The following is a 25252-nucleotide window of genomic DNA, read 5'->3' on the forward strand; positions in this document are numbered from 1 at the left end:
GTAGCCGCTGCTAGGTGGTTTAGTTATTTGCCAAGCAGTTTCGCCACGTATTTACCGACGATATCGAACTCCAGGTTCACCTGTTGGCCGGGGCTCAGGTCTTGGAACGTGGTATGCTCGTAGGTGTAGGGAATGATAGCGACGGAGAAACCATCGTCAGTAGAATTAAAGCAGGTGAGGCTGGTGCCGTTGATGCAGATCGAGCCTTTTTCGACGGTTACCCGACCCTGGCCGGGCGCATGACGGAAACGATAGAGCCAGGAGCCGTTCTGATCCTCGACGGACTCGCACTCGGCCGTCAGGTCGACGTGGCCCTGCACGATATGGCCGTCGAAGCGGCCGTTGGCGGCCAGGCAACGCTCGAGGTTTACGCGGCGACCGGGTTGCCAGTGCGCCAAGTTGGTTTTTTGCAGCGTCTCGTCAATGGCGGTTACCACGTGCGTACCGGTGGCGCCATCAACGGCCACCACCGTCAAGCACACGCCATCGTGGGCGACGCTTTGGTCGATGCGCAATTCAGCCGCAAAGGGCGAGTGCACGGTGAAATGAATATTAGTGCCTGCGCGGCGCACATCTTGAATGGTGCCAAGCGCTTCGATGATGCCAGTGAACATGAATTCTGATGGATTGAATTTCTGGGATGTTAAATGGCTAAGTAGAATCTCACTTTAATTGAACAGCCGACCATTTAACAACTCAGCCACTCAATTCTCCCATTTATTTGCCTCGTCCCTCAATAATAATTTTGAGCGTGTAGAGCAGCACGCGGAAGTCCATTGCGAGGCTCATGTTTTCGATGTAAAGAATGTCAAACTTGAGGCGCTCAACCATCTGGGAAACGGTTTCGGCGTACCCGTATTTCACTTGGCCTAAGCTGGTCAGGCCCGGCCGGACGCGGTGCAGATGGCGGTAGTGCGGCGCAATCTTAACGATCTGGTCGATGAAAAACTGCCGCTCGGGACGGGGCCCTACGATGCTCATGTCGCCGCGGATAACGTTCCAGAACTGGGGCAACTCATCGAGGCGTACTTTGCGCATAAAACGGCCCCAAGGTGTAATGCGTGGGTCGTGGTCAGAGCTGAGAGAGGGCCCCTGCTGCTCGGCATTCAGGTACATCGAGCGAAACTTGTAGATGCGGAACGGATGCCCGTGCCGACCAATACGCTCCTGTGAATAAAACACCGGCCCCGGCGACGACAACTTCACCATGACCGCCGTAAACGCATATACGGGCCACGCCAGCAGCAGAAATAGCGCAGATGCTACCACATCAATCATCCGTTTTAGCACCCGCTGCCAGACCGGTAGTAGGTCCTGCTTGATTTCAATGAGCGGCGTACCAAAGATGTGGCTCACTTTCACCGAGCCAAGCAGCATCTGATAGAGGTCGGGCAGCACGCTTACACGGGCGGGCGTGCCTTCCAGCAACGTCAGAATCTCCTCCACCAAGCGGTGTTCGGAAGGCTCGATGGCAATAACGATCTGCTCGATTTTCAGCGCCCGCACCAAGGCAGGCAGCCGACGATACGAACCGCGGGCGGGTATTTCGGCAGCCAGTCCCACGTCGACAGTTTCGCCAACGGGAGCAAAGCCCACCAGCTTTAGCCCAAGGTGGCGGCTGTTGCGGCGTAGCTCGTGGTAGGTTTCGAGGGCCAAGGCGTTGGAGCCCACCAGCAAGGTGTTGAAGAAGATCGTACCGTTGCGAACCAAGTGCTGCACGCTGCTTACGGCCATCGTCCGGAACACCGCTGATATGGTGAAGTGCAGCAGGAAGTACGCCGTAATAGTTTTGTAGTACAGCTGGTACTTGCTTACCCCCTGATCGTCAAGCAGAAAGGCAAAGAAGATAATCAGTGCGCCCAGTACCGATACGCGTCCAAGACGGATGATTTCGCCGAGGCGTGACTTGCGGAAGATGTCGCGGTACTCGCCGATCAGCGCGTAGAGAGCCGTCCAGAAGAAGGCTATCATGAACGCGGAACCAGACAAATAGAACAACGCGTCCTCGGTGAAGCGGTAGCCTTCGTTGATTTCGCTTAGCAGGTACTTGCGCAGCAGGAAGAAGCACACCCAGGCTAGAAGTGCCGCTCCGAAATCGGCGGCAATCAGCTTTAGTTGTTGCAGGGTGCGAATCAAGGGCCGTACTGTCGGGCCGGCTACAAAAGCCGGCAAGTGGTTTTATGGGGGCGAATGGGTAGCTTCGCACCGAAACAAATGCCTGAACGGACACGGATGGCCCGTTTTGAGCGGGGCAAAGGTAGGGCAATAAACCGAAAACCGGGAAAACCGTGCCAATCCTTCGCTCGCCCTCACGCACTCCTTAGGACTGCTTCTCTTCCATGCACGCCGACACCTACCGACACCGCGGCCAACGCCGCACCCTCGTAGACGAGCTACGCCGCAAAGGCATCCGCGACGAGCGGGTTCTAGCGGCTATACTGGCCGTGCCGCGCCATGCTTTTTTTGAAACAGCTTTTCAAGCCCACGCTTATCAAGACAAAGCCTTTCCGATTGGGGAAGGCCAGACGATTTCGCAGCCCTACACGGTAGCCTACCAAACAGAACTCTTGCGCCCCGAGCCGCAGCATCGGGTGCTGGAAGTGGGCACTGGTTCGGGCTACCAATGCTGCGTGCTGCTTGAGCTTACACCTCATGTTTTCAGCATCGAATACCAGCCGGTGCTTTTCGAGCGCACGCGCCGCCGGTTGGCGCATTTGCACCGGACTGCGAACCTCTTCTGCGGCGACGGCTCGGTGGGCTTGCCCGAGCACGCGCCTTTCGACCGTATTCTGGTTACGGCCGGGTCGCCTACCTTGCCCCGGCCCCTGCTTCGGCAGCTGCGGGTTGGTGGTTGCCTGGTTATTCCGGTCGGCGACGCGCAGACCCAGCGCATGGTGCGCGTCACGCGAGTAAGTGAGGAAGAATTCACGCGCGAAGAATTCGAGCAGTTCCGTTTTGTGCCGCTACTAGGGCGAGCGGGCTGGGCTGGGTAAACTGCCACTGCTGGTTGGCATTCCATTCGAACGCTGCTGCGAGGCCACATTGTCTTGATAAGGCATGCGGCAAAAGCTTCGCGCTACAACCCGGTAGCCTATCTTTGCAGCATTCATTTCCCCGAGAATTTCACTGCATGATGCGCAAACAAAGGCCCGTAAAGGACTCGTTCGTTATAATGACTGAGTTGGTGCTACCGAACGACACCAATACCCTCAACAACTTGATGGGTGGGCATATGATGCACCTCATGGACATTGCCGCCGCTATTGCCGCTCAGAAGCATTCCAACCGCATCGTAGTAACCGCATCCGTCGACAACGTATCGTTTCGTGATGCTATCCGCTTGGGCAGCGTAGTTACGTTGCAAGCGCAGGTGACGCGGGCCTTCAGCTCGAGCATGGAAGTACACATTGATGTGTGGGCCGAGGATATTCCGAGCGGAACTAAGATGAAAACCAACGAGGCCTTCTTCACCTTCGTAGCCGTCGACCAGTCGGGCCGCCCGATTGACGTGCCAGAGGCAGTGCCCGAAACGCCAGAGGAAATTCAGCTGTACGAAGGCGCTCTGCGCCGGCGGCAGTTGCGACTGGTGCTCGGGGCCGTATGAAGCCCGCCGAAGCCACCGAACTGCGGGCCTTGTTTGATATGGAGTAGCGCAGAAACGGTACAATCGGCTATCTTGCTAGTACCCCGTGAGGCCATTATAAACACAAACAAGCCGAACTATTCACCCTATGGCAAGCGCTGATTCACTGGCTTTCTTTCAGAACTTTTATACGGATGTGTCGCTGTATGTAGTGGCCGAACGAGCGACGGCTCCGGTTGCTTCTTCCCTAGTGACTTCTCCTACAGAGATAGTCCTTCCGGCAGTTGCTCCCGTGGCGGCTGTTGCTCCGCCTACGCCACCTGTCTTTTCACCGCCTGCCCCGTTGGTAGCGCCTCGCGTGGAACCGGCACCGGCGGTTGTGCCAATAGCGGCTGCCACACCACCTGTAACACCCGCCGTACCGCCTATCACCCCTGCGCATGGCAAATTGCCTTCTTTGGCTAATCTTACGCTAAGTCCGTCACCGACTACGCCGGTCCCACCGCCTGTACCTACAGCACCGCCCGCTCCTGACCCTGGCCCGCTGTTCTCAACACCAACACTAGCAGAACTTCCGGCTGCTCCTACTGCGCCAGCTTCGCAGCCAGGTCGGATTCAGCCAACGCCCACCCAATCACCGGTGGCACACATCCCGTTTGCTACGCTGGGCAGCAACCCCAATGGCTTGCTAATCTTAGTGCGCGTGTCGCCCGATGAATTCCGGAAACTGCCCCGCAACGTGTTCCTCAACAACATCCTAAAAGCCATTCGGCTGGTGATGGAAGACGTGGTGCTGGTGAACGTGGAGCACGAAAAGTTTCCGGTGGCTCTCTGCTCCCTCCGCAAAAATCTGGCGGCCAAGCAATTCCTAGCATTCGGCAAAAACTTGCTCGATGTAGCGGTTTATACCACCCAACCTTACGAACCTGTATTGCTTTACGGCGACACGGCTTTCTTGGGAGCCAGTGAAATCAAGATGCTGGAATATGACGCTGGCCGTAAGAAACAGCTCTGGCATGCTATGCAGCGCATGTTTCTTTAAAATAGCTGATTAGCTGAACAATACACCCACTACTTGTTCAACTGTCATTTCACAAACACAAAGGGCCCGCCTCCATTTAAGGAAGCGGGCCCTTTGTATACTAACCGCCAATAAATTAGCTATTCTATTAGCTGTTATTTCAACACCGAAGCCAACTTAGCTTCCAGCGCTTCTCCACGCAGGTTTTTACCGATGATGCGGCCTTGCGGGTCGAGCAGAATGGAGGCAGGAATTGACTTGATGCTGTAGGTTTGGCCAGCGGCGCTTTCCCACCCTTTCAGGTCAGAAACGTGCTTCCAAATAAGGCCATCGGCTTGAATAGCTTTCAACCACTTTTCCCGGTCTTGGTCGAAGCTCACACCGTAGATTTCAAAGCCTTTGCCCTTGTACTTGTTGTAGGCCTTCACCACGTTGGGATTTTCGCGGCGGCAGGGTCCGCACCACGATGCCCAGAAGTCGATGAGCACATACTTGCCGCGCAGGCTGCTGAGAGCTACGGGCTTGCCATCGGGAGCGGCCAGATTGATTTCTGGTGCTTGCACGCCCACAGCAGTTGAACGCATCGGCTCTAGCTTGGCTACCAAGGCTTTGGTGTAGCGCGACTCGGGTTGGCTGGTTTTGAACACCGTTGTCATCGAATCGGCGAAAGCAAATTGCTCGTCGGGATTGATCAGGTTGGCAACCACGAAACCCGAAACCACCGAAGCAGGATTGTCGCGCACCAGTTTTTTAATACTCTCGGTGCCACGGGACTGCAAGGCATAGAATTGCTTCTCTATGCGTTGCATCGAGTCGGGACGGTTGGCTTGGGCGTTCTGGTTGTAGCGCTGCTCTAGCTGGCCCATTTGCGTCTTCGACTGCAACATAGTGCGGCTGAGCTGCTGCAACACTTCCGAGTCCTTGGAGCCCTGCACGGTGTAGGTGTCACTCAGCTTCTGCGCGTCACCGGTTAGGGAGAGGCTGCTGCCGTTAGCCAGGGCTACTAGCACCTGGTTTTGGTCGTTTACCTTCACTTGGTATAAGCCAGCTTCGGGCACCGTACCCGTAAACTTGAACTGCCCTTTATCGTCGACGGCAGCCGTATCGCGCGAGATAAACTGGGTGTCGCCGAGTTCGGCGAGGTATACTTTGGCTCCGGCCGGAGCATTCGTAAGCTGGCCCGTAATCTGGTAGCCGGTGCCGTTGGCAGCCGTGCCGGTAGTAGGCGGCGTGGCTTTGTTGCAGGCGTTGGCCATGCCTAGCACAGCCCCGATCAACAGAATGCTTTTCATATTGTACATCATCTCAGACGAAAGCGCCGGTACCAAGCCGGCGGACTAGTTTGCAAGTATCAGGCGTAGGGGGCGCAAGTTGCCGATTTAAGCGGGAATGCAAAAATACTAGCCGCCTGTCCTACTTAGTACTTGCTACTGAAAACCGAAAAGTTGCGCCTTAGTTCCTTGGATGAGTTGCAAGCAGCTCAGTTACGGCAGCAAGAAACAATGTTTGCTTCCAACCAGCCCTTGTACAGAAGGGGCCTTTAGCTGTAATTAAACAAAAAGCCCAGGCCACCGAAGTAACCTGAGCTTTGTTGAAAGCTAATTCCTTGCTGCTTAAGCGTCCAGCTTCTGGCGCAAGAGCTGATTGGCTAGCTTCGGATCGGCTTTGCCACCGGTCAGCTTCATCAACTCGCCCATAAACATACCGGTCAATGACTTCTTACCGGCGCGGTACTCAGCCACTTTGGCCGGGTTAGCGTCCAGCACCTGCTGAATCATAGCTTCCAGCGCCCCACTATCCGACTGTTGCAACAAACCTTGGGCTTCGGCTGCAGCGGCGGCAGTTTGCGCAGGATTTTCGAGCAGGTATGGGAAGAGCTGCTTGGAAGCTACCGAGTGGCTGACCTTGTTGGCGTCGATAAGTTGGATGATGTCAGCCAAGTGCTGCGTGGTGAGCGGGAACTCCGCCATGGTGAGGGCCCGCTCGTTCAAGAACGACTTCACCGGACCTTGCACCCAGTTGGCCGCGGCTTTGGCATTGGGAGTCAAGCGGGTGAGTTCGTCAAAGAACAGCGCCACGTCCTTTTCCACCGTAAGCACCGAGGCATCGTAGTCAGAGAGGCCTAGCTCGCCGGTGAAGCGAGTGTAAAGTTGCTGCGGCAGGGCGGGCAGTTCCGCCTGCACGCGGTGCAACCACTCATCATCGATGATTACCGGGGGCAAATCGGGCTCCGGGAAGTAACGATAGTCGTTCATGGTTTCCTTGCTCCGCTGCCCGCCGGTGGTGCCGGTGGCCGCGTCGAAACCCCGGGTTTCACTGTCGATAACCTCGCCACGCTCCAACATCTCAATTTGCCGTTCGATTTCGTAATCGATGGCGCGCTGCACGTTGCGGAACGAGTTCATGTTCTTCACCTCCACTTTGGTACCGAACTTGTCGGCCCCTTTCAGCATCACGGAGATGTTGGCGTCGCAACGCAGCGAGCCTTCTTCCATGTTGCCGTCGCAGATTTCCAGGTACTCAACCAGCTTCTTGATTTCGGTGAGGTAAGCATACGCTTCCTCGGAAGTCCGAATGTCCGGCTCCGATACGATTTCAATCAGTGGCACGCCCGCGCGGTTCAGGTCTACGAGGGTTTCTACCTCGCCGGCTAAGTGTATGCTCTTGCCCGCATCTTCCTCCATGTGGATGCGCGTAACGCCGATTTGCTTGGTCGAGCCATCGGAGAGGCGCACTTCTACGTGACCCTCGTAGCAGATGGGCGTTTTGTCTTGGGTTATCTGGTAGCCCTTCGGAAGGTCGGGGTAAAAGTAGTTTTTGCGCGCAAACAGGTTGTCGCGGCGGATGTGGCAGTTGGTAGCCAAGCCCATTTTCATGGCGTATTCCACGGCCGTGTGATTCACGCGGGGTAGCGTGCCGGGGTGGCCGAGCGTAATAACGCTCAAGTTGTTGTTGGGCAGCGCGCCGTACTCATTCTCGTCGGAAGAATACATTTTGCTGTGCGTGAGCAACTGCGCGTGCACTTCGAGGCCGATGACGGGCTGGTATTTCGCTTTAATGCTTTCGTCCATACGTAGTAATTAGGCGGGTATGCCGCCGGGCTGCAAGTTAAAACTATCTGCCCGAGAAAAAGTATCCCGTTTACAACAGCAAAAAGACCTTTTCACATCGGAACAGGCTGTGACTTCACTCCTTGTTCCAACCTGAAAAGGTCTTTTCTTATTCCAACCGGCTAAGACCGATCAGTAACTCATGCACTATCCCTAGTCGTTGAACACGGGAATGTAGGTAGCCTGGAAGTTGTTGCCGGCTTGGTTATAGGCCGTAGACAGCTTTTGGTTTTGCGAATTGTAGAGGTTGATGAAGCCATTGAACTTGTCGGCGTCGGCTTTGGTGAAGCTGTCTTTGCGCTCCATCAGTACTTTCATCTGGGCGGCTTGGTTGGCCGCGAAAGTCGCGTAGAATTTAACCAGGTTGCGAGCCGCATCCCGATACTGGGCGTCTTTACCGCGAAAGGGGGTAATAGCCGTAAGGCCGGCCGCTGCGGCTTTGGTGTCTTCAATCAACTGCAGGCGCGCCTGCTCAAAGGCTTCCGCGTTCTGCGAGTTAAGGGCATCCGTGAGGCGGGCATTGGCCTTTTCCACTCGAAACTGCGCCAGATACACTTTGTGCTGGTAAGTATTCACTTCCGAAACCTGCCGCATATAATTGGCGAGGCGCTTGCCTTCCGCATCTTCCGAAAAGGTCATGTTGTGGCGTCGGGCAAACCGGCGCTGAGCGGCATCCACGCTGTCGTTGACCACCTGAAGCTTGGCTTCGGCAATTTCCTGAAGTTTAAAGTACTGCTCCATATTTTCGATGGTAGCGGTACGCGTAGCGGCCATCATATCCACGGCTTTGTAGTCCTCGGAGTAGACTTTCAGCAGTTGATAGAAGGCCTCCGTGGTTTGCTCCTTGAAGCCTTTGTCGTCCTCAAAAGCGGGCATTTTGGCCACTTTGTTCAGCGAAGCCTCAGTTTGCTTGATCAGGTCGAGGCGCTTAGCGTCAATCTTCTTCTCGTTGTCGGAATGAGCGGATTTGCTGATGTAGCGCAGGTTTTTCTTGAGCATGGCCCGCTGCTCGGCTATAATGGCATTGTTGTAAGCACCCGGGTCGGTGAACACCTGGGCGGAAGCGGTGAAGGAAAAACCGGCCGCCAACACGGCCGTGGCAAGAGTAAAAAAACGCATAAGAAAGTGAGGAAACGGAATTAGTTGATTGTAAAAGTGACTGGCAACGTGAATAATACATCCGTTAGCTCCCCATCAAGCCGAGCAGGATTCCAGCCTCTAAGGCTGTTCACCACACGTAAGGCCTCTTGGTCGAGTAAGGGACTGACGCTTTTCCTGACGCGGGCATCCTGCACCACTCCCCTACTGCTCACCACAAAATCAACTAACACTTTTCCTTGCTCCTCATTGCGTAGCGCCTCTTTGGGGTACTCCGTGTTGCTCTGGATGGCTCCGAGCAGCTTAAGCAGCCCACCGGGGTATTCAGGGAATTGCAAATAATCGAAATAGGCAATGGATTTGCCATCGGCGGCAAAACACTCGGCTTTCACTTGCTTGCCCTGTTTGTACTCTTCCCGGCGCCGTAGCGTGCCGTTAGGGTAATAGGTCAGCAATTGACCGTGCCGTTGGTTGTTGGCATACTGTTCTGTTGCCTGCACTCGCCCATTTTCGAACCAACGGGTCTGGGTGCCGTGCAGCTCGTTTTTGCGCGAAAACAGATACGGTATTTCCTCCTGTTTCTGCCCGCTGGCGTAATACCGAATAATTGCCGCTGCCCCATTCGTACCGCGCACCGTATCAGTGCGCGACTTCAGCCCATTGCCGAAATCAACATCACTGTGACTACCTGGTTGGGCTTTGAAATACGCATCAATAGATTGAGCGGCAGTTTTAGTGTTAACTGTCAGCAGACAGCCTACTATCAAAAGAGTATAACAACTCATGTAAAATCTAATACCTAATAATATACGGCTGGTTATCTAGTGTTTAGCTAAGGTTACTGTTGACTTCGATTATAATAATAGAATTGCCTGGCAAGATAGGAAACGCTTGGGTTGCCAAGAAACACTTCTATTTAGCTTCTATGTAACTAAAGTCAGGCAAGCGTAACGGGATACACACTTCGAAGCCTGATGACAGGCTAGCATTTAGCTTTGGTGCTTTCAGCTATGAAATGCTGATTGCAATGTCCCTTATGCAGCCTCTAGCTTACGGTTTATATAAGCAGACTCGATCAGCGAAGTTGCTCATGTAGACAGAGCTTACTGTATGGCAAAATTAATGGGGACTTTGAAGGCAACAGAAACAGCTTCTCCGTCTTGAGTGGCTGGCGTGAGTTTTTTAAGTTCTTGCACAACACGAATTGCTTCGGCATCCGTCGAGGGAGTGAGGCCTTTGGCAACGCTCACATTTTTGACGTATCCATCACTTCCAACTACGAAGCTTATAATAACCTGCCCTTGAATTTCACTGCTTAGAGCGTCGTCAGGGTATACCAGATTCCTACTTAAATCCCTTAGAAGACCGTCAATGCCACCTTCGTACACTGGCATACACTCATACGGTGTGTGCTTACGGGGTTTTCCATCAGGTCCAAAACATTGGCCTTTGGTAAATTTATCTTGTGCGTATAAATCACGTCGTTTGAGCTTGCCATTAGGATAATACACCAGCAGCTCTCCTTGTCGTTTGCCATTGACGTATTTTTCCTTGGCGTGAACATTACCGTTTTCATACCAAGAAACCACTTCACCATGTTGTAGCTGTTTCTTGATATTCTTATAGTGCACAGATCGACGTGGCTTACCCGATGAGTAATACATTGTCTCCGTGCCGCTCACACTGTCCGCGTACACTGTTTCAATTTTGTAAGAAGCATTTTCTGCCGAGCTAAGCTTGACATCATTTGCATCATAGTAATCAACAGTGGTTGCTGGAATAATAGCACCAGACTTAGCCTGCGCGTAGGCTAAGTCTGAATGCCACAAACAAAACAAGACAAGAAGTAGACACCAAACTCTCATAAGGCTCTTACTAACTGACAAATAAGAGCTTACAATGATTTCTCCACCAACTCCTCGGCTTTGCCAATAGCGGCCGTCAAACCGGCTGCATTCTTGCCGCCGGCCGTGGCGAAGAACGGCTGTCCGCCGCCGCCGCCCTGGATTTCCTTGGCCAGTTCGCGCACTAGCGTTGATGCATTCAGCTTTCCTCCTTTAGCTAGTTCATCATCCAACATCACGGCTAGCTGGGGCTTGCCGTCGATTTCAGCCCCGAGCACAGCTACAAGGTTAGGCACAGCCTGGCGCAGGTTGAAAGCCAGGGTTTTCAGGCCGTCGGCCGACGTTACCTGCACCTGGGCCGCCAAGAAGTTGACACCGCCCAGGGGTTTCACCTGACCCACTAGCTGCTCTTTCTGCTGGTTGATGCTTTGCTGCGCGAATTGCTCGATTTGCTTGCGCAAACCGGCGGTTTCCTCGCTGAGCTTCTCAATGCTGGTCAGCAGCTGCTGCGGGTTGCCGAGGGCTTCGCGCACCTGGGCCAGCAAGTCGAGTTGCTGATTGACGTAGCTTTCGGCAGCTTCGGCGGTTACAGCCTCGATGCGGCGCACCCCGGCGCCCACAGCACTTTCCGCCGTGATTTTGAAGTAACCGATGTCGCCGGTGGTGCGCACGTGGGTGCCGCCACACAGCTCCACCGAGAAGTCGCGGTCGAAGGTGATGACGCGCACGAACTCGCCGTACTTTTCCCCGAACAGCGCCGTAGCACCCAGGTTTTTAGCCTCGGCAATAGGCACGTTACGGCGCTCATCGAGCGGAATTTGCTGGCGGATTTTCTCGTTGACGATAGTTTCCACCTGCCGCAGCTGGTCGTCGGTGACTTTGGTGAAGTGCGAGAAGTCGAAGCGCAGCAGCTTCTCGTTTACGAGCGAGCCTTTCTGCGCTACGTGGGTGCCTACTACATCGCGCAGAGCAGCTTGCAGCAGGTGGGTAGCCGTGTGGTTGCGCTGAATTTGGGCGCGGCGGGCGTGGTCGTAGCGGGCCGTAAACTCGGCGTCCAAGTCCTGCGGCAACTCCAGCACCGTGTGCACGATGAGGTCGTTTTCCTTTTTGGTGTCCAGTACCCGCACTTTGCTCAACGGCGACTCCAAGTAGCCGGTGTCGCCAATCTGACCGCCCTGCTCGGCGTAGAACGGGGTTTGGTCGAGCACCACTTGGTACTCGGTTTTGCCTTTACGGTCGGTGCGGCGGTAGCGCAGGATGCGGGCCGGGGCCTCGTCCTGGTCGTAGCCTACAAAAGCTGGCTGCTCTTCCGATGGCGTCACGATGGTCCAGTCGCTCTGCTCAGCTTCTTGGGCGTTGCGGCTGCGGTTTTTCTGAGCTTCCAGCTCTACCTTAAATCCTGCCTCGTCTACTGTCAAGCCTTTTTCACGAGCTATAAGAGCCGTAAGGTCCAACGGGAAACCAAAGGTATCCGAAAGTTCGAAGGCGGTTTTGCCATCGATGCGGTTGCCGTTGGCTTTGGCCGTTTCTTCCAAAGCATCGAGGCGACGCAAACCGGTTTCCAGGGTTTTCAGGAAGGCAATTTCCTCTTCCTCAATCACGCGCTGCACGAATTGCTGCTGCGCTTTCAATTCGGGGAAAATGTTGCGCATCTGGTCGGCCAGCACGGGCACTAGTTTGTACAGAAACGGTTGCTTCTGATTCAGTGATGAGAAAGCATAGCGCACCGCCCGGCGCAAGATGCGGCGGATTACGTAGCCAGCCTTCACGTTGCTCGGCAGCTGACCGTCGGCAATGGTGAAGCTGATGGTACGGATATGGTCGGCAATAACCCGGATGGCAATATCAGTTTTCTCGTTTTCGGTAGCGGGTTGGTCGTTAACCGTGGCGGGTGAGGTGCCGTGGTATTCCAGGCCCACTTCCTTGGCAATGAACTGAATGAGCGGCTGGAATACGTCGGTGTCGTAGTTGGACTTTACGCCCGACACGGCCATCATCAACCGCTCGAAGCCCATGCCGGTATCCACGTTCTGCTGCGGCAGTTTCAGCAGCGACTTGTCGGCACGGCGCTCGAACTCCATGAACACGTTGTTCCAGATTTCCACCACTTGCGGGTGGTCGGCATTCACCAACTCGCGGCCTGACTTGGCGGCTACTTCGGCTTCGTCGCGCAGGTCGATGTGAATTTCGGTGCAGGGGCCGCACGGACCCGTATCGCCCATCTCCCAGAAGTTGTCTTTCTTGTTGCCGGGCAAAATGCGCTCCTCAGCCACGTACTGCCGCCACAGGTCCTGCGTCTCGGTATCGGGGCCGAGGCCGTCACCTTGGTCACCCTCGAAGTACGTAACGTAGAGTCGGTCTTTGGGCAGTTTGAATACGTCGGTAAGCAGTTCCCAGGCCCAGGCAATGGCCTCCTTCTTGAAGTAGTCACCGAACGACCAGTTGCCGAGCATCTCGAACATGGTGTGGTGGTAAGTATCATAACCTACCTCTTCCAGGTCGTTGTGCTTGCCCGACACGCGCAAACACTTTTGGGTGTCGACGATGCGCTTAAAGGGCGCGGGCTTGTTGCCGAGGAAGTAATCCTTGAACGGGGCCATGCCCGAGTTGATAAACAGCAGCGTGGGGTCATCCTTCACCACAATCGGGGCCGAGGGCACGATGTGGTGGCCTTTGGAAGCAAAGAAATCAAGGAATTGCTGGCGGACGTGGCTGGCGGTAGGAAGTGACATGGGCAGTTAGAACACCAAGCCCCAGCTTGGCGAGTCGTAAGGGGCGTTGAACGAAATGAGCTGAGCCGATGAAATTGGCAGCGGCCGGTATTTTGGTTACTTTTCGCAATTAAAGGTAATGGCGCTTGCGGCAAAGGTAGCCGACCTGAATTGGAAAGCGAAACGTCGGCTAGCAGCCGAAGTTTGTGCATTAGTTGACCGCTATGCCGCCGTCCTATTACTACCGTTCAACGAGACGTGAAGCGCAGCCTTCGCGCTACAGCCTACGCTATGCCTTATAAAGAGCGCGACATCGAAAAGCAATACTTCACCATCGGCGAGGTAGCCGCGCAGTTCAACGTGGCGCCGTCGCTGATACGGTTTTGGGAAACCGAGTTCGAGGAATTGCGCCCGCGCAAAAGCAAGAAAGGCAACCGCCTCTACACGCCCCAAGACATCGACATCTTCCGCACCATTTACCACCTCGTGAAGGAACGCGGCTATACCATTCCCGGTGCCCGCGACATGATCAAGCAGAAAGGCCCCCAGCTCAAAGAGAAAATCGACGTGATTCAGAGCCTGGAGAAAGTGCGCAAGTTCTTAATCAACATGAAGAAAGAGCTGGACGCCATCGGTAAGGCGCAGAGCTAAGTAGTGTCAGCCGATACGCTTCTCACTGAGCAAACTAGAAAACCAGCTTCACTCCTCAAATGAGGAGGGATTGGGATGAGGAACTTACACCAGAACAACTATTAAATACGTCATGCTGAGCGCAGCCGAAGCATCTCGCTAGTGTGGTAAAATCAGTTAGCACTGCAACGAGTCGAGCGAGATGCTTCGGCTGCGCTCAGCATGACCGCCAGTAGATCAACTATACTCAACCCCTCCTCAGCTGAGGAAAGCTAGTTTTAGCATTTCTATCCAGAAAGTAAAATCTACAAGCACACTCTTTATTATATGAACGATACGGATACTCTACTATACGAAGTCGCTCTTACCCTTTTTCCTGGCATCGGGCCGCAGATGACGCGGCAGTTAATGAGCTACGGTGGTTCGGCTAAGAATGTGCTGCACCTGCCCCCGGGCAAACTGCGCAAGGTTCCAGGCGTGGGGCCAGCCACAGTGGCTATCCTGACGGGCGCCGAACGTACGGCGGCCTTAAAACAAGCGGAGAGTATACTCCACAAAGCGGAAAAGGAGGAAGTGAAGCTACTTTTTTATACCTCCAAGCAGTTTCCCGCGCGGCTAAAGCAAATTCCTGATGCTCCTACGCTGCTCTACTACCAAGGCACTGCCGACCTCAACCAACCAAAGATTATTGCTCTCGTTGGCACCCGCAAAGCCACAGACTATGGCCGTGAGCAAACCGAGCGGCTGGTACAAGGCCTGGTACAGCACCGCCCCCTGGTGGTAAGTGGCTTGGCCTATGGCATCGACATTGCGGCCCACCGTGCCGCCTTGCAGGAAGGCTTGGAAACCGTGGGCGTCATGGCTACGGGGTTAGACATTATCTACCCGCCGGCTCATCGCAAAACCGCCGAAAAGATGCGTACCCAAGGCGGTTTGCTTACCGAGTTTCCGTTTGGCACCCAGCCCGACAAATACAATTTCCCGTCTAGAAATCGAATTATTGCCGGGCTGTCCGATGGCACGGTGGTAGTGGAAGCGGCCAAGAAAGGAGGCGCGCTTATCACTGCCGATCTGGCAATGGGCTACAACCGGGACGTGTTGGCCGTGCCTGGCCCGCTCGGCTCGGTGGCTTCGGAGGGCTGCCATGAGCTCATCAAGGCAAACAAAGCCGCTCTTTACTCCGAGCCCCAGGACCTAGAGCAGCAGCTTAATTGGGATTCGGCTTTGCAGTTTCATGGCAAGCATAAGGGCCCGACAACTCATGATTCGGCGGATTTCACGGCGGCCGAATTTAGCGTAATCGAGGTGCTGCAAGCCACAAAGGAGGAGCACATCGATAACCTAGCATGGAAAACGCAGTTACCGATGCACCAAATAGCCTCTCTTCTACTTGGCCTCGAATTTCAAAATATTGTTAAGGCGCTGCCTGGTAAGCGGTTTACCTTGCTGTAAGTTGCCAAGGTTGCTTCAATCGATAATCGAGCTTCTCAACTGGACACCAGCAACGAACAATTGTTGAACGATACGCATACTCAACCTTTACGCCCCAGGAAATGCTCCTCTACAATGGTCAGTTGCTACTTGATGAAGATTTTGCGCTGACCTTACCGAACCGGGGGCTGTTTTTCAACGATGGCTTTTTTGAGACGCTGGTGTGGACCGATGGCAGCATCCGCTACCTGCCGCATCACCTAGCCCGAATGGAGCGCGCGGCGGCAGCATTGGGTCTTACGTTACCGCCCGAGCTAGTTACGGCCGAAGGCCTGACGCATATGCTCGGCAAGCTAGCAACCGGCAGTGCGCACCGTCTTCGGTTGCAATTGTGGCGCAGCGGTGGCGGCCTTTACGCTCCCGAAACCACTGAGTGTAGCTGGCTGGCCACAACGCGGCCATTTCAGCCCAACGATGCGCCGCTAGCTACGACTGGCTTTGCCGAAACGGTCCAAACCCGGCTTTCACTGGTTTCATTCTGCAAAGGCCCCGAAAGCTTGACGTACGTGCTAGCCGCTCGGGAAAGAATTCAACGCAACCTCGACGAACTGATATTACTGGATACTGCCGGCCACGTGGCCGAAACCGTGTCGGCAGCCATTTTCTGGATATCCGACAACTGCCTGTTTACGCCCGCCTTAACTACGGGATGCGTAGCGGGGGTACGACGTGCACACTTGCTGCAAGTAGCGAAAAAGCATGGATTGGAGTGCCAAGAAGGACTATTTCAGCCCGCGGCTCTACTACGAGCAGAAACTGTGTTTACCGCCAACGTGGCCGGCATCCGGGTGCTAAGCGGCGTAGGTGAGGTTCGATGGGATACGGTGTCTCCGCTCCTATTCTCGATCCGAGGTTGGGAGGCGGGGCAATAGGTAGTTGGGGTGCAGCGGACGCCCACACAGCACCCGCCAACTCTCCTCGAATTCGTTTAGATCTTCTTCGGTTACTTCATTAAGGCGCAAGATTTCAAGTCGATCTTGAGCATTACTAGCTAAGGAATAAAGAGCAATCAAAGCCCGGTGCCGACGGGAAAGCGGACTTGGGTTTGTGCAAGATAGAGCCATTGAGTTCATGACCCGTAAGGTACAGACCCAAATCATATTTTGCACTATTACGCTTTGATTGAATTTTTCTAATAGCCTATAAATTAGCTTTACGAGTATGCAATCTGCTAATTTACTGCATTTTACAAAGACAACTTATTGCGTGAGTAAAAGTCATAGCAATTCACTGTCTGCTGCTACATACAGGCAACATACCAACAAATGAAAATACCCATCTTACTATAATGCAACTAGACTGCTACTGGCGCTTTAATAGCTGGCCACGACTCGTAGTTGTCTAGTTGAAAATCTTCAAACTGAAACGAGAAGATGTCCTTCACCTCGGGTTGAGGCGCATTTGGGGTAACGGATGCGGCTCCCGGGTGAGTTGGAGGCGAGCTTGTTCGAGATGGTTGCTATAGAGGTGCGTGTCGCCGCCAGTCCAAATGAACTCGCCGGGCTGTAAGCCGGTTACCTGCGCCATCATCAGCGTGAGCAAGGCATAGGAGGCAATGTTGAAGGGTACGCCCAAGAACACGTCGGCGGAGCGCTGGTAGAGCTGACACGAAAGCCGCCCTTCGGCCACGTAGAACTGGAACAGCGCGTGGCAGGGTGTAAGGCGCATTTGCGGCAGGTCGGCTACGTTCCAGGCCGACACCACCATGCGCCGCGAATCGGGCTGCGTACGGAGCAGGCGCACCATTTCGGCTATCTGGTCGATGCTCTGGCCGTCGGGGGTTTGCCAACTGCGCCACTGCTGGCCGTAGATGGGGCCAAGGCTACCATCGGCATCGGCCCACTCCCGCCAAATCTTCACGCCTACTTCTTCCAAGGAATTGTTGTTGGTGTCGCCGCGCAGAAACCACAGCAATTCGTGGATGATGCTTTTGAGGTGCACCTTCTTGGTGGTCACCAGCGGAAAGCCCTGCGCCAAATCAAACCGCATCTGCGGGCCGAAAACCGAGAGCGTGCCCGTACCCGTGCGGTCGGTTTTGGGGGTGCCGTGGTCGAGGATGTGGCGGACGAGGTCGAGGTATTGGCGCATGAGCAGAAAGCTGATTGGGATATGGCGTCAAAAGTAAAGAAAGTAGTTTGAGGCCGACAAACCTTCTTCCTTGTAATGCGGGCGCCGCGGGTATCTTGGAAAGCAAAAAGCCGCCTGGGTGAGGCGGCTCTTGCACTTTAGTTGCAAGGCAGTTTTCTACCGCTTGCTGATCTTGTTCATCGAAATACTTCTCTGCTGGTTGGCTTTGAAATGACGAGGTTCTTCGGCTTGTAGGGCACGGTGCTTGGTGGTGCGGCCAGCCATACGCTTGCGCCACATGCGAAACGATGAAGGCTTCATTGTGGTCCGCATCAAGGCAATTACCTCTTTTTCAAGTAAACCAAACTGCGCTTCTATCGCCTCAAAGGGAGTTCTGTCTTCCCAACCCATCTCAATAATGCGGTCCGTATCGGCCGCCGATAGGCTCTTGGCTACAATGGTTTCCTTGCTCATACGACACTAGCTAAAGTAAAAAGGATAGACAGACGAGTCTGCGAGTTATTTCACCTGCAAACCACCCTGCTTACTCTTACAACAATTTCGCGCCGAAATTGCCTTGGCAGTAACTACTTATTTGCTGTTGCCCCGAGTTTCTTGAGGTGCTCGACTGCGCCGGTATTCTTCGGATTCAAGGCCAACGACTGCTTGTAGTTGCTGATGGCAAGCGCGTTGTTGCCAGTCATTTCGTAGGCTTCTGCTAAGCTGTCGTAGGTGTTCCAGCTGTTGGGATGCAGGCTGACATTTAGTTTGAATAACTCGATAGCCTGCTTGGGGTTGCCTGCACGAGCTAGCTTATAGCCCCATTCATTTACGTACTCTTCGGTAAGGTGCAGGTCAGGATGCTTTTTCTTGACTGCTTTATACACGTCGAGGGCTTGGTTGTACTTGCTCGTAGCTAGGCTGCTTTGGAAAGCTTGAAGACCGGGTGGTACGCCGTAGATGCCTGCTACTATCTGGTCGGCTACTTCATAAAGCCGGCCTTGCGTTCCTCTATCCGATTCGTTGGACAGCACCACAATGCCAAAGCCGAGTTCGGGATAAAAGCTACAGTAGCTAGCAAATCCAAAGGTGCCGCCCGTGTGCAAAAGCTGACGTTTGCTGTCGGCGGTCTTGCGCATATTCCAGTTCAAGCCAATGGCCTCTTCCTCCAAGCTACCCCACGTTGGCTGGTGACTTAGCACTACAGCCTTATTGGTTTCTGCGAGCTGAAAAGCCAGATACTTCACCATATCGGCCGCGCTGTACCGCAACCCACCCGACGGCTCCAAGTTATCAATGAAGTGGTAGGGCATGCGGCTGCCCTTTTCGTTGTGCCCAACCGCCAATAAGTTGTTGCCGGCTTTTACACTCGTGGCGCTCTGCATGTGCAGCGGCTTTTCAATGTACTTCTCCACTAGCTTCTCGTACGGAGTCTGGTAGACGTTTTCGAGGATGTAGGCCAGAAGTTGAGCCCCGGCATTGGAATGCCGCGGAATTAGCCCGGGCACGGTATCGAGCTTAACGGTATGCAGGTCGTCGTAGAAATTTTGTTTGGTGTAGGTGCGAGCGGCTCGGAGAATAAGCGCCGGTATAGAATCGGGGTTGGCTTGTTGCAGTACAGCACTTCGGTCGGGCAGATTGTCGGGTAAGGCGGAAGTGGTGTTGGCCAGGTGCAGCAGCTTGATCGGCTTGCCGGCGTACGCCAGGTTTGGATAAGCCCCTTTCAAGTAGTTGCGCACGTCATCCTCTAGGCTTAGCCGCTTCTCCGCCACGGCCTGCGCCAGCAAAAGGCTAGCAAACGTTTTGCTGACAGAGCCGATTTCGTAAACGGTGTTCTGAGTTGGCGCTTTGTTCGTTCCTTTCTCGGTGGTACCGAAATTGTAGAAGTAGGTTTGCTTGTCTTTGATGATGCCAATTGACAGCCCCACTCGGGTCGGCTCTTTAATAAAGGCCGCCCCCTCCCGCTGCACAACTAAGTCTAGCTGACTTTTCAAGTTGCGACCTGTTGCCGGCGCAGTGGACTGCGCTGAGGCGAATGAAAGGGTCGAAGCGAACAACCAAGTGAGAATAGCGCAGCGGTTTGCAGTCATAGAGGTTTGATTTTCGCGGGACACCTTTCGTTTAGCAAAAGGTTACAACATACAGCCTACAATCTTTAGCGCTGAAACGCATAAAGTTGAAAACAGAGAAGCCACCCAATTACGGGTGGCTTCTCTGTTTCTTAGACGAAGGACTAAGTGATTTACAGCGACTTCACGGTGGGGGCGGCCGGAGTGGGTGTAACAGCCGCAGTTTTGGCTCCTTTCTTCATGCAGCACGAGCCGCCCATGGCGGTTTTCTGCGCGGCAGAACATTCCATTTTAGCAGCGCCTTTTTTGGCTTTCTTGGCGTCTTTGTCGCCGTGGGCAGCGGCGGTACCTACGAAGGCGAACAGGGCAAGGGCGAGCAGAGCGTTTTTCATAAGGGTATTACGATGAGAGTGGAAACAAAACGAGGAAAATGACGGTTGGCTTCACTGTGCCTTAAACTTCGGCAACCACCGAACCTAAGGTAGCGAATAAGGTCTTACCAAGGTGCGCCTAGCTCCAGCTACGCGCGTCGTCGAACGTTCTTTGTTGCAGCGGCGCGTTTGGCGCCGTTCAACTATTCACCGAGCTGGAGCTTGGTGATACCCTCTATGCCGCTTCGTAAACTCAGTTATAGCGTTCTGTTTGCCTTGGCCTTGGTGTCGGGGCTGGCGTTGTTTTTCGTGGCACAGCTACGATTTAATTACAACTTCAACGACTTCTACCCCGCCGGCGACCCCGACCTCGACTATTACCAGCAGTACTCGGCCCGCTTCGGCAACGACAACGACTACGTACTGCTCGGCTTAGAGGCCCCCAAAGGCCAGACTGTATTCGAGCCCAAGTTTCTTACCCGGGTTGATTCGCTCACGCGCTTTATTGCGCAGCGCCGACACGTGACGCAGGTTTCGTCGCCTACCACGGCCAGCAACCCGGTAGTGGAAGGCTTGGGCGTGTTCAACATTCCGTATCTGAACCCCGCCGACCCGAGCCGCCGGGCGCAGGACTCCACGCTCGTATACCGCACGCCGGGGCTAGTAGGCAACCTGATTTCGCGGGATGCCCGCGCCGTGACGGTGCTGTTCCAAACCTCCCCCAACCTCAGCAAGCCGCCAGGCGACTCGCTGCTAGCGGCGGTGCGAACCGAGTTGAAACGCCAGGGCTTTCAGGAAAGCGAGTACCACATGGCCGGCAAGATGGTGGCCCAATCGGTGTTCGTGGACCGGCTGCAAATGGAGCTGATGGTGTTTATGAGCCTCTCGGTGGTGCTCGTGACAGGGCTGCTGTGGCTCACGTTCCGGACCTGGTGGGGCGTGGTACTCCCGCTAGTAGTGGTGCTGGGCGCCATCTTATGGGGCCTCGGGCTGATGAGTGCCTGCGGCGTGAGCATCGACTTGATGACGGCCTTGCTGCCGGTGATGCTGTTCGTGGTGGGCATGTCCGACACCATCCATATCATCACGCGCTACGTGACGGAGCTCGGCTACGGCGCCTCCAAGAAGGATTCGCTCTGGATAGCGCTCAAAGAATCGGGGTTTGGCTCGGGACTTTCGGCCCTAACGACCAGCATCGGCTTCTTCACGCTGATGACCAGCACGATACGCCCGATTTACAACTTCGGGCTGTTTACGGGTATCGCAGTGCTGCTCACGTTTGCGCTGAGCTTCACGCTGCTACCGGCCATGCTTCTGCTCTTGCGTAAGCCGCAGTTGCGGGTGCCGCGCGAAACCGGCCACAGCTGGGACGGCGTGCTAGGCGGCTTGTTCCGAAAGGTGCTGGCGCGGCGACAGTGGGTAGTCGGCATTAGCGCGCTGCTGCTGATTGGTTCGGTGGCCTCGGCCTCGCGCATCCGCATCAACTCTGCCCTGCTCGACGACCTTTCCAAAAACGACCCGGTGAAGCTGGATTTCCAGTTTTTCGAGCGGCAGTTTGCTGGCGTACGGCCCTTCGAGCTGGACCTGAAACCCGCTCCCGGCCGCACCATCTATGACTTGGCGGTGCTGCGCGAAACTGAGGAAATAGAAAGGTATTTGACCCAAAAGTTCGGTTTGAACTTCGTGGCCTCGCCCGTCACGCTCGTAAAATCGGTGCGGAAAGCCCTGAATGGCGGCTTACTCAGCGAGTACCGCCTCCCCGATTCCGAAGCTGAATTGCGGCGCATTACCAGTAAAATCAAGCTATTTCGGAAGAAGCCGGAGTTTCGGGCGTTGGCACTGCCCGATGGGTCGGAAGGCCGCGTGACGGGCCGTATGCCGGACGTGGGTAGTATTCGGGCCGATAAGCTTAATGCTGATCTGCGCGCTTTCCTGCGCCAGAATACCGACCCTGCTATCCTGCAAACCCGCCTCACGGGTTCGGCTAACCTCATCGACAAAAACAACGAGAACCTGACGCTGAACATGATAACCGGCATGACCATCGACATTGTGATGGTGACGCTTATCGTGCTGGCCTTGTTCCGGAGCTTGCGCATGACGCTGGTAGTGCTCATTCCGAACTTGGTGCCCATCCTGATTGTGGCGGGCGTCATGGGCTTAGCCGGCGTCAGCATGAAGGTGAGTACCAGCATCATTTTCACTATTGCCTTCGGCATTGCCGTCGACGATACGATTCACTTCATCAGCAAGCTCAAGCTAACGCTACTCAAAGAACCCAACCTGTTTAAAGCAGTGCGGCACACGTACCTGCTGGCTGGCAAGGCAGTTATTGTCACGTCGTTGATTCTGGTGGGCGGCTTTTCCACGCTGATATTTTCGTCGTTTGACGGGACGTTTTATGTAGGCTTGTTGATTGGCCTCACGCTGCTGTTTGGGGTAGTAGCCGAGCTGACGTTGCTCCCGATTCTGATTCTGGCTTTTTACCGGCATCGGCCCAAAGAAATCCGTCAGCCAGTCCCGGCGCTGGGCGGGTAAACAGGTGTAGACTTCTTGCAAAGCACAGAATATTGTGCAGACGCACGCATAGGCTGGTTTTATGCGTTAGCCTGCAAAAAACACTGTGTCCTTACGCGGCAACTAAGGTCCGCGCATATTTGCAGGTATGAAACGTCTCCTCCCTTTCCTTTTTTTGATTTCCTTCGCCGCTCACGCCCAAACGCCCACCGATTCCCTGGCTGCCGACCCGCTGACGCCGCTTATTAAAGAGCGGGAGCAAATGGTGCGGCAGTACGAAGAAGCCAACGCCCAACGCAACAGCCTGTTCGGCAACAAGCCAAGCAAGAAGGACCTTGAAGAAGTGGTAGCCGCCCTGAAAGGTATTATCCGCAAAGACACCGAAATAGTGCGCGCCGTGCAGGCCGCTACCCTGCGCCGTACCGCCAACATCCTGGCCGAAAACCAGCAAGTGAAGCAACAGGTAACCGTGGCCCGCAGTGACCAAAGCAGCACCCAACAACGCTTCTACCACCTGGAAAACCAGATTGCCAACCTTCAGCTCCGCGACAAACAGCGCCAGAAGAAACTAGTAGAGCTACAAGCCGCCGCCGAAGAAGCTATTGAAGAACGCACCAGCCGCGACCTGCTAGCCGCCGGCTTAGCTGTGTTAAGCTTAGGCTTGCTAGGGTACGTAGTAAAGCTGCGTGGCCAGAAACCAGTTGCGCGGCGTCGAAAGTAAAAAAACGACCAGTACGGCCTTACTCGTTGAACGGCTGTAGAGACGCGACACTTCGCGTCTCAGTGTTGCTGATGTTGTTATGTTATGACTGCGCAGTTGGATTTATTTAACGCCGAGACGGGAAGTGTCGCGTCTCTACATTGGTTCTAGTTGCGTTAACGTCAGCCGGCAAGATGCTTCGCACATTCTCTAACCTTCCCCACCCATGCTTGTCCCGGCTGCTGACTACCTTACCTACGCCGAGGCGGTGGCGCTCTACAATGACTTGCGAGCAGTGGACATAGTGGCCCTGGTGAAGTCGGCCGGGCCGCCTACGTTTCCTTACGGGGAAGGCATGTATTACCAGCTCTGGATAGAGGAAACCGAGGCCGCGGCGGCACGGGAAACGGTGGAAGCCTTTGAGGCTGAACGCGTCAGCGTACGAGTGCTGCGCTGCCCGAAGTGTGGCACTCCTGACCCGCCAATCAGCGCGCATCCGGCGTGGTGGAAACGGCTGTTCTACGCGGGCACCGTCCTGCACAAATGCCCGAATTGCGGCGCGGAATTTTCGGCCTGAACCACTACTTTGCCGGGGTCTACCGCTCCGCTTCGGCGGGCATAACTCCTGCCTCCTTGACCTGGACCGAAGAACAGGCCCGCGCCCTGATAACCGACTCTGGCACCCTGAAACGGGGCCTCGAACTAGCCGGCCCCGCCAAATGGAGCAACCTAGGCCAAACTGCTACCGCCGCCTGGGGCGAGTGCAAAGGCAGCGGCTCCAAGCCCTACCAAACCAGCATCGACCTAACCGAGCCCGCCTTTAAATGCTCTTGCCCGAGCCGGGTGTTTCCGTGCAAGCATGGCGCTGGCCTGCTGTTATTGCTAGCCCGCCAACCGCAGCTTTTCGGTAGTACGGTTCCACCTTCTTGGCTGGAAGAATGGCTGGAAAAGCGCCAACAAACGCAGGAAAAGAAAACCACCAAAGCTACCCCCAAAGCCCCGGCGCCTCAGGAAGTGCCACTGGATTCGTTGGCAGCACCGGACGCGGAAGTGGCTACCGACGAAACTGCTGGCGCCAAAGCCTCGCAGGCGCTACAGAAGCGGCTGGCCCGCATGGCGCAGGGTGCGGCGGAGCTGGAAGAATGGCTGCTGGACCTAGTGCGCGCCGGTACGGCTGTGGCAAAGAGCCAGCCTCACAGCTATTGGGAAGCTCCGGCGGCTCGCCTCGTCGACAATCAGCTGCCCGGGCTGGCCAGTATCGTGCGGGAGTTGCCAGGCCTTTGCCACAGCGGCCCCGACTGGCCCGAGCGGCTGCTGGCCCGCCTCGGCGAGCTGTATCTGCTGCTGCGCGCCTTCCAGCGCCTCGACCACCAAACGCCGGACGCTCGCGAGGAAATTCTGCAGCAGGTCGGTGTCAATACCAAGAAAGAAGACCTGCTGGCTCGCCAACCCGTCGTGGTAGATGAGTGGCAGGTAGTGGGGTTGCACATCGAAGAGGAAGAGCGCCTAACGGTACGGCGCGCCTGGCTGTGGGGCCGCCACACGGGCCGCTACGCCTTGGTATTGGAATACGCATTTGGCGGCCATCGTTTTGCTACCTCTCTGGCCCCCAATGTCGTGTATAATGGCGAATTGGTGTTCTACCCCGGGCTGCTGGCGTTGCGCGCTATTCCCGTTGTCCTCACAGTACAGAACCCCGCACCGCCCGACGTTGACCCGCCCGGCCAGAGCCTAACGCAGCTCCTCGACGAATATGCTACGGCGTTGGCCCGGCATCCGTGGCTGCGGCAGTGGCCCGCCACGTTACAAGAGGTGCTGCCTACCTACCTCCCGCCGACGACGCGTGGGTGCTGCACCACGCCACCGACCCAACAACACTTCCGCTGCGGCTGGATGCAGAAACCGGCTGGCAACTGCTAGCGCACAGCGGTGGCCAGCCCATGAAGGTATTTGGCGAATGGAATGGCCGCACATTTCACTTGTTAACTTATTTCATTAGCGAGAAGACGGGCCAGCCGCTAGGAGCTTGAACCTAAAGCA

The 25252-nt window shown here is 55.2% G+C and carries 20 protein-coding genes and 2 pseudogenes; 10 read left to right on the forward strand and 12 right to left on the reverse strand.

Features of this window, described 5'->3' with window-relative positions:
• Positions 1–23: 23 nt before the first annotated feature.
• Positions 24–614, reverse strand: coding sequence for a riboflavin synthase (locus MUN86_RS12070; RefSeq protein WP_245118068.1), 591 nt, complete (start codon positions 612–614; stop codon positions 24–26).
• 103 nt (positions 615–717) lie between these two features.
• Positions 718–2172 (reverse strand): sugar transferase, encoded by a 1455-nt coding sequence (locus tag MUN86_RS12075; protein ID WP_245118070.1) that lies wholly within the window; start codon positions 2170–2172, stop codon positions 718–720.
• A gap of 167 nt (positions 2173–2339) precedes the next feature.
• Between MUN86_RS12075 and MUN86_RS12080 the strand changes: the two genes are divergently transcribed.
• From MUN86_RS12080 to MUN86_RS12090, 3 genes and pseudogenes are all read left to right on the forward strand, one after another.
• Positions 2340–2993: a protein-L-isoaspartate(D-aspartate) O-methyltransferase gene (locus tag MUN86_RS12080; protein ID WP_245118071.1), complete on the forward strand. Its 654-nt coding sequence runs from the start codon at positions 2340–2342 to the stop codon at positions 2991–2993.
• 140 nt (positions 2994–3133) lie between these two features.
• Positions 3134–3651: pseudogene (locus MUN86_RS12085) on the forward strand (acyl-CoA thioesterase).
• A gap of 80 nt (positions 3652–3731) precedes the next feature.
• On the forward strand, positions 3732–4625 hold the full coding sequence (locus MUN86_RS12090; RefSeq protein WP_245125828.1) for a hypothetical protein: 894 nt from the start codon (positions 3732–3734) through the stop codon (positions 4623–4625).
• A 134-nt stretch (positions 4626–4759) separates the two neighbouring features.
• On the opposite strand, the gene MUN86_RS12095 is transcribed toward MUN86_RS12090, so the two are convergent.
• The 6 genes from MUN86_RS12095 to alaS form a co-directional block, all read right to left on the reverse strand.
• Positions 4760–5896 (reverse strand): TlpA disulfide reductase family protein, encoded by a 1137-nt coding sequence (locus tag MUN86_RS12095; RefSeq protein ID WP_245118073.1) that lies wholly within the window; start codon positions 5894–5896, stop codon positions 4760–4762.
• A gap of 321 nt (positions 5897–6217) precedes the next feature.
• Positions 6218–7675, reverse strand: a complete 1458-nt coding sequence (gene gatB / locus MUN86_RS12100; protein WP_245118075.1) for an Asp-tRNA(Asn)/Glu-tRNA(Gln) amidotransferase subunit GatB — start codon at positions 7673–7675, stop codon at positions 6218–6220.
• 192 nt (positions 7676–7867) lie between these two features.
• On the reverse strand, positions 7868–8833 hold the full coding sequence (locus MUN86_RS12105) for an LIC11966 family surface protein (RefSeq protein ID WP_245118077.1): 966 nt from the start codon (positions 8831–8833) through the stop codon (positions 7868–7870).
• A gap of 20 nt (positions 8834–8853) precedes the next feature.
• Positions 8854–9597, reverse strand: a complete 744-nt coding sequence (locus MUN86_RS12110; protein ID WP_245118079.1) for an energy transducer TonB — start codon at positions 9595–9597, stop codon at positions 8854–8856.
• Positions 9598–9915: 318 nt separating this feature from the next.
• Complete coding sequence (locus tag MUN86_RS12115) at positions 9916–10641, reverse strand: energy transducer TonB (protein ID WP_245118081.1); 726 nt, start codon at positions 10639–10641, stop codon at positions 9916–9918.
• A gap of 65 nt (positions 10642–10706) precedes the next feature.
• A complete protein-coding gene (gene alaS, locus MUN86_RS12120) occupies positions 10707–13388 on the reverse strand; it encodes an alanine--tRNA ligase (protein ID WP_245118082.1) in 2682 nt (893 codons plus the stop codon).
• Between the two features lie 270 nt (positions 13389–13658).
• Between alaS and MUN86_RS12125 the strand changes: the two genes are divergently transcribed.
• The 3 genes from MUN86_RS12125 to MUN86_RS12135 all read left to right on the forward strand — a co-directional run bounded on the left by MUN86_RS12125 (position 13659) and on the right by MUN86_RS12135 (position 16360).
• Entirely contained in the window at positions 13659–14018 is a 360-nt protein-coding gene (locus tag MUN86_RS12125; RefSeq protein WP_245125726.1) for a MerR family transcriptional regulator, read from the forward strand.
• 306 nt (positions 14019–14324) lie between these two features.
• A complete protein-coding gene (gene dprA / locus MUN86_RS12130) occupies positions 14325–15449 on the forward strand; it encodes a DNA-processing protein DprA (protein ID WP_245118084.1) in 1125 nt (374 codons plus the stop codon).
• A 101-nt stretch (positions 15450–15550) separates the two neighbouring features.
• Complete coding sequence (locus MUN86_RS12135) at positions 15551–16360, forward strand: aminotransferase class IV (protein ID WP_245118085.1); 810 nt, start codon at positions 15551–15553, stop codon at positions 16358–16360.
• Positions 16361–16782: 422 nt separating this feature from the next.
• Here the strand turns inward: MUN86_RS12135 and MUN86_RS12140 are convergent.
• The 4 genes and pseudogenes from MUN86_RS12140 to MUN86_RS12155 form a co-directional block, all read right to left on the reverse strand.
• A pseudogene (locus MUN86_RS12140) lies at positions 16783–17576 on the reverse strand (thymidylate synthase).
• A gap of 156 nt (positions 17577–17732) precedes the next feature.
• Positions 17733–18029, reverse strand: coding sequence for a TIGR03643 family protein (locus MUN86_RS12145; protein WP_245118092.1), 297 nt, complete (start codon positions 18027–18029; stop codon positions 17733–17735).
• A gap of 113 nt (positions 18030–18142) precedes the next feature.
• Positions 18143–19645 carry a serine hydrolase domain-containing protein gene (locus MUN86_RS12150; RefSeq protein ID WP_245118093.1) on the reverse strand — a complete coding sequence of 501 codons (1503 nt, stop codon included), beginning with the start codon at positions 19643–19645 and terminating at the stop codon, positions 18143–18145.
• A gap of 152 nt (positions 19646–19797) precedes the next feature.
• Positions 19798–20016: a hypothetical protein gene (locus tag MUN86_RS12155; RefSeq protein ID WP_245118097.1), complete on the reverse strand. Its 219-nt coding sequence runs from the start codon at positions 20014–20016 to the stop codon at positions 19798–19800.
• Between the two features lie 216 nt (positions 20017–20232).
• Here MUN86_RS12155 and MUN86_RS12160 point away from each other — a divergent pair, with 216 nt between their 5' ends.
• The 4 genes from MUN86_RS12160 (at position 20233) to MUN86_RS12175 (ending at position 25132) form a co-directional block, all read left to right on the forward strand.
• A complete protein-coding gene (locus MUN86_RS12160) occupies positions 20233–22533 on the forward strand; it encodes an efflux RND transporter permease subunit (protein ID WP_245118100.1) in 2301 nt (766 codons plus the stop codon).
• Between the two features lie 127 nt (positions 22534–22660).
• Positions 22661–23233, forward strand: a complete 573-nt coding sequence (locus MUN86_RS12165; RefSeq protein ID WP_245118104.1) for a hypothetical protein — start codon at positions 22661–22663, stop codon at positions 23231–23233.
• A gap of 205 nt (positions 23234–23438) precedes the next feature.
• A complete protein-coding gene (locus tag MUN86_RS12170) occupies positions 23439–23789 on the forward strand; it encodes a hypothetical protein (RefSeq protein WP_245118108.1) in 351 nt (116 codons plus the stop codon).
• Complete coding sequence (locus MUN86_RS12175; protein WP_245118111.1) at positions 23756–25132, forward strand: SWIM zinc finger family protein; 1377 nt, start codon at positions 23756–23758, stop codon at positions 25130–25132. The genes MUN86_RS12170 and MUN86_RS12175 overlap by 34 nt, the downstream gene beginning before the upstream one ends.
• Positions 25133–25252: the final 120 nt, after the last annotated feature.

Source organism: Hymenobacter volaticus (assembly GCF_022921055.1).
Lineage (GTDB): Bacteria > Bacteroidota > Bacteroidia > Cytophagales > Hymenobacteraceae > Hymenobacter > Hymenobacter volaticus.

Excerpts from the sequence above, each read along its gene's own strand:
- MUN86_RS12125 (WP_245125726.1), top strand. The coding sequence starts at position 13,659 with ATGCCTTATAAAGAGCGCGACATCGAAAAGCAATACTTCACCATCGGC.
- gatB (WP_245118075.1), bottom strand. The coding sequence starts at position 7,675 with ATGGACGAAAGCATTAAAGCGAAATACCAGCCCGTCATCGGCCTCGAA.
- MUN86_RS12155 (WP_245118097.1), bottom strand. The coding sequence starts at position 20,016 with ATGAAAAACGCTCTGCTCGCCCTTGCCCTGTTCGCCTTCGTAGGTACC.
- MUN86_RS12165 (WP_245118104.1), top strand. The coding sequence starts at position 22,661 with ATGAAACGTCTCCTCCCTTTCCTTTTTTTGATTTCCTTCGCCGCTCAC.
- MUN86_RS12070 (WP_245118068.1), bottom strand. The coding sequence starts at position 614 with ATGTTCACTGGCATCATCGAAGCGCTTGGCACCATTCAAGATGTGCGC.
- MUN86_RS12105 (WP_245118077.1), bottom strand. The coding sequence starts at position 8,833 with ATGCGTTTTTTTACTCTTGCCACGGCCGTGTTGGCGGCCGGTTTTTCC.
- MUN86_RS12160 (WP_245118100.1), top strand. The coding sequence starts at position 20,233 with ATGCCGCTTCGTAAACTCAGTTATAGCGTTCTGTTTGCCTTGGCCTTG.
- MUN86_RS12145 (WP_245118092.1), bottom strand. The coding sequence starts at position 18,029 with ATGAGCAAGGAAACCATTGTAGCCAAGAGCCTATCGGCGGCCGATACG.
- MUN86_RS12110 (WP_245118079.1), bottom strand. The coding sequence starts at position 9,597 with ATGAGTTGTTATACTCTTTTGATAGTAGGCTGTCTGCTGACAGTTAAC.
- MUN86_RS12080 (WP_245118071.1), top strand. The coding sequence starts at position 2,340 with ATGCACGCCGACACCTACCGACACCGCGGCCAACGCCGCACCCTCGTA.
- MUN86_RS12135 (WP_245118085.1), top strand. The coding sequence starts at position 15,551 with ATGCTCCTCTACAATGGTCAGTTGCTACTTGATGAAGATTTTGCGCTG.
- MUN86_RS12150 (WP_245118093.1), bottom strand. The coding sequence starts at position 19,645 with ATGACTGCAAACCGCTGCGCTATTCTCACTTGGTTGTTCGCTTCGACC.
- MUN86_RS12090 (WP_245125828.1), top strand. The coding sequence starts at position 3,732 with ATGGCAAGCGCTGATTCACTGGCTTTCTTTCAGAACTTTTATACGGAT.
- alaS (WP_245118082.1), bottom strand. The coding sequence starts at position 13,388 with ATGTCACTTCCTACCGCCAGCCACGTCCGCCAGCAATTCCTTGATTTC.
- MUN86_RS12175 (WP_245118111.1), top strand. The coding sequence starts at position 23,756 with ATGCCCGAATTGCGGCGCGGAATTTTCGGCCTGAACCACTACTTTGCC.
- MUN86_RS12095 (WP_245118073.1), bottom strand. The coding sequence starts at position 5,896 with ATGAAAAGCATTCTGTTGATCGGGGCTGTGCTAGGCATGGCCAACGCC.
- dprA (WP_245118084.1), top strand. The coding sequence starts at position 14,325 with ATGAACGATACGGATACTCTACTATACGAAGTCGCTCTTACCCTTTTT.
- MUN86_RS12170 (WP_245118108.1), top strand. The coding sequence starts at position 23,439 with ATGCTTGTCCCGGCTGCTGACTACCTTACCTACGCCGAGGCGGTGGCG.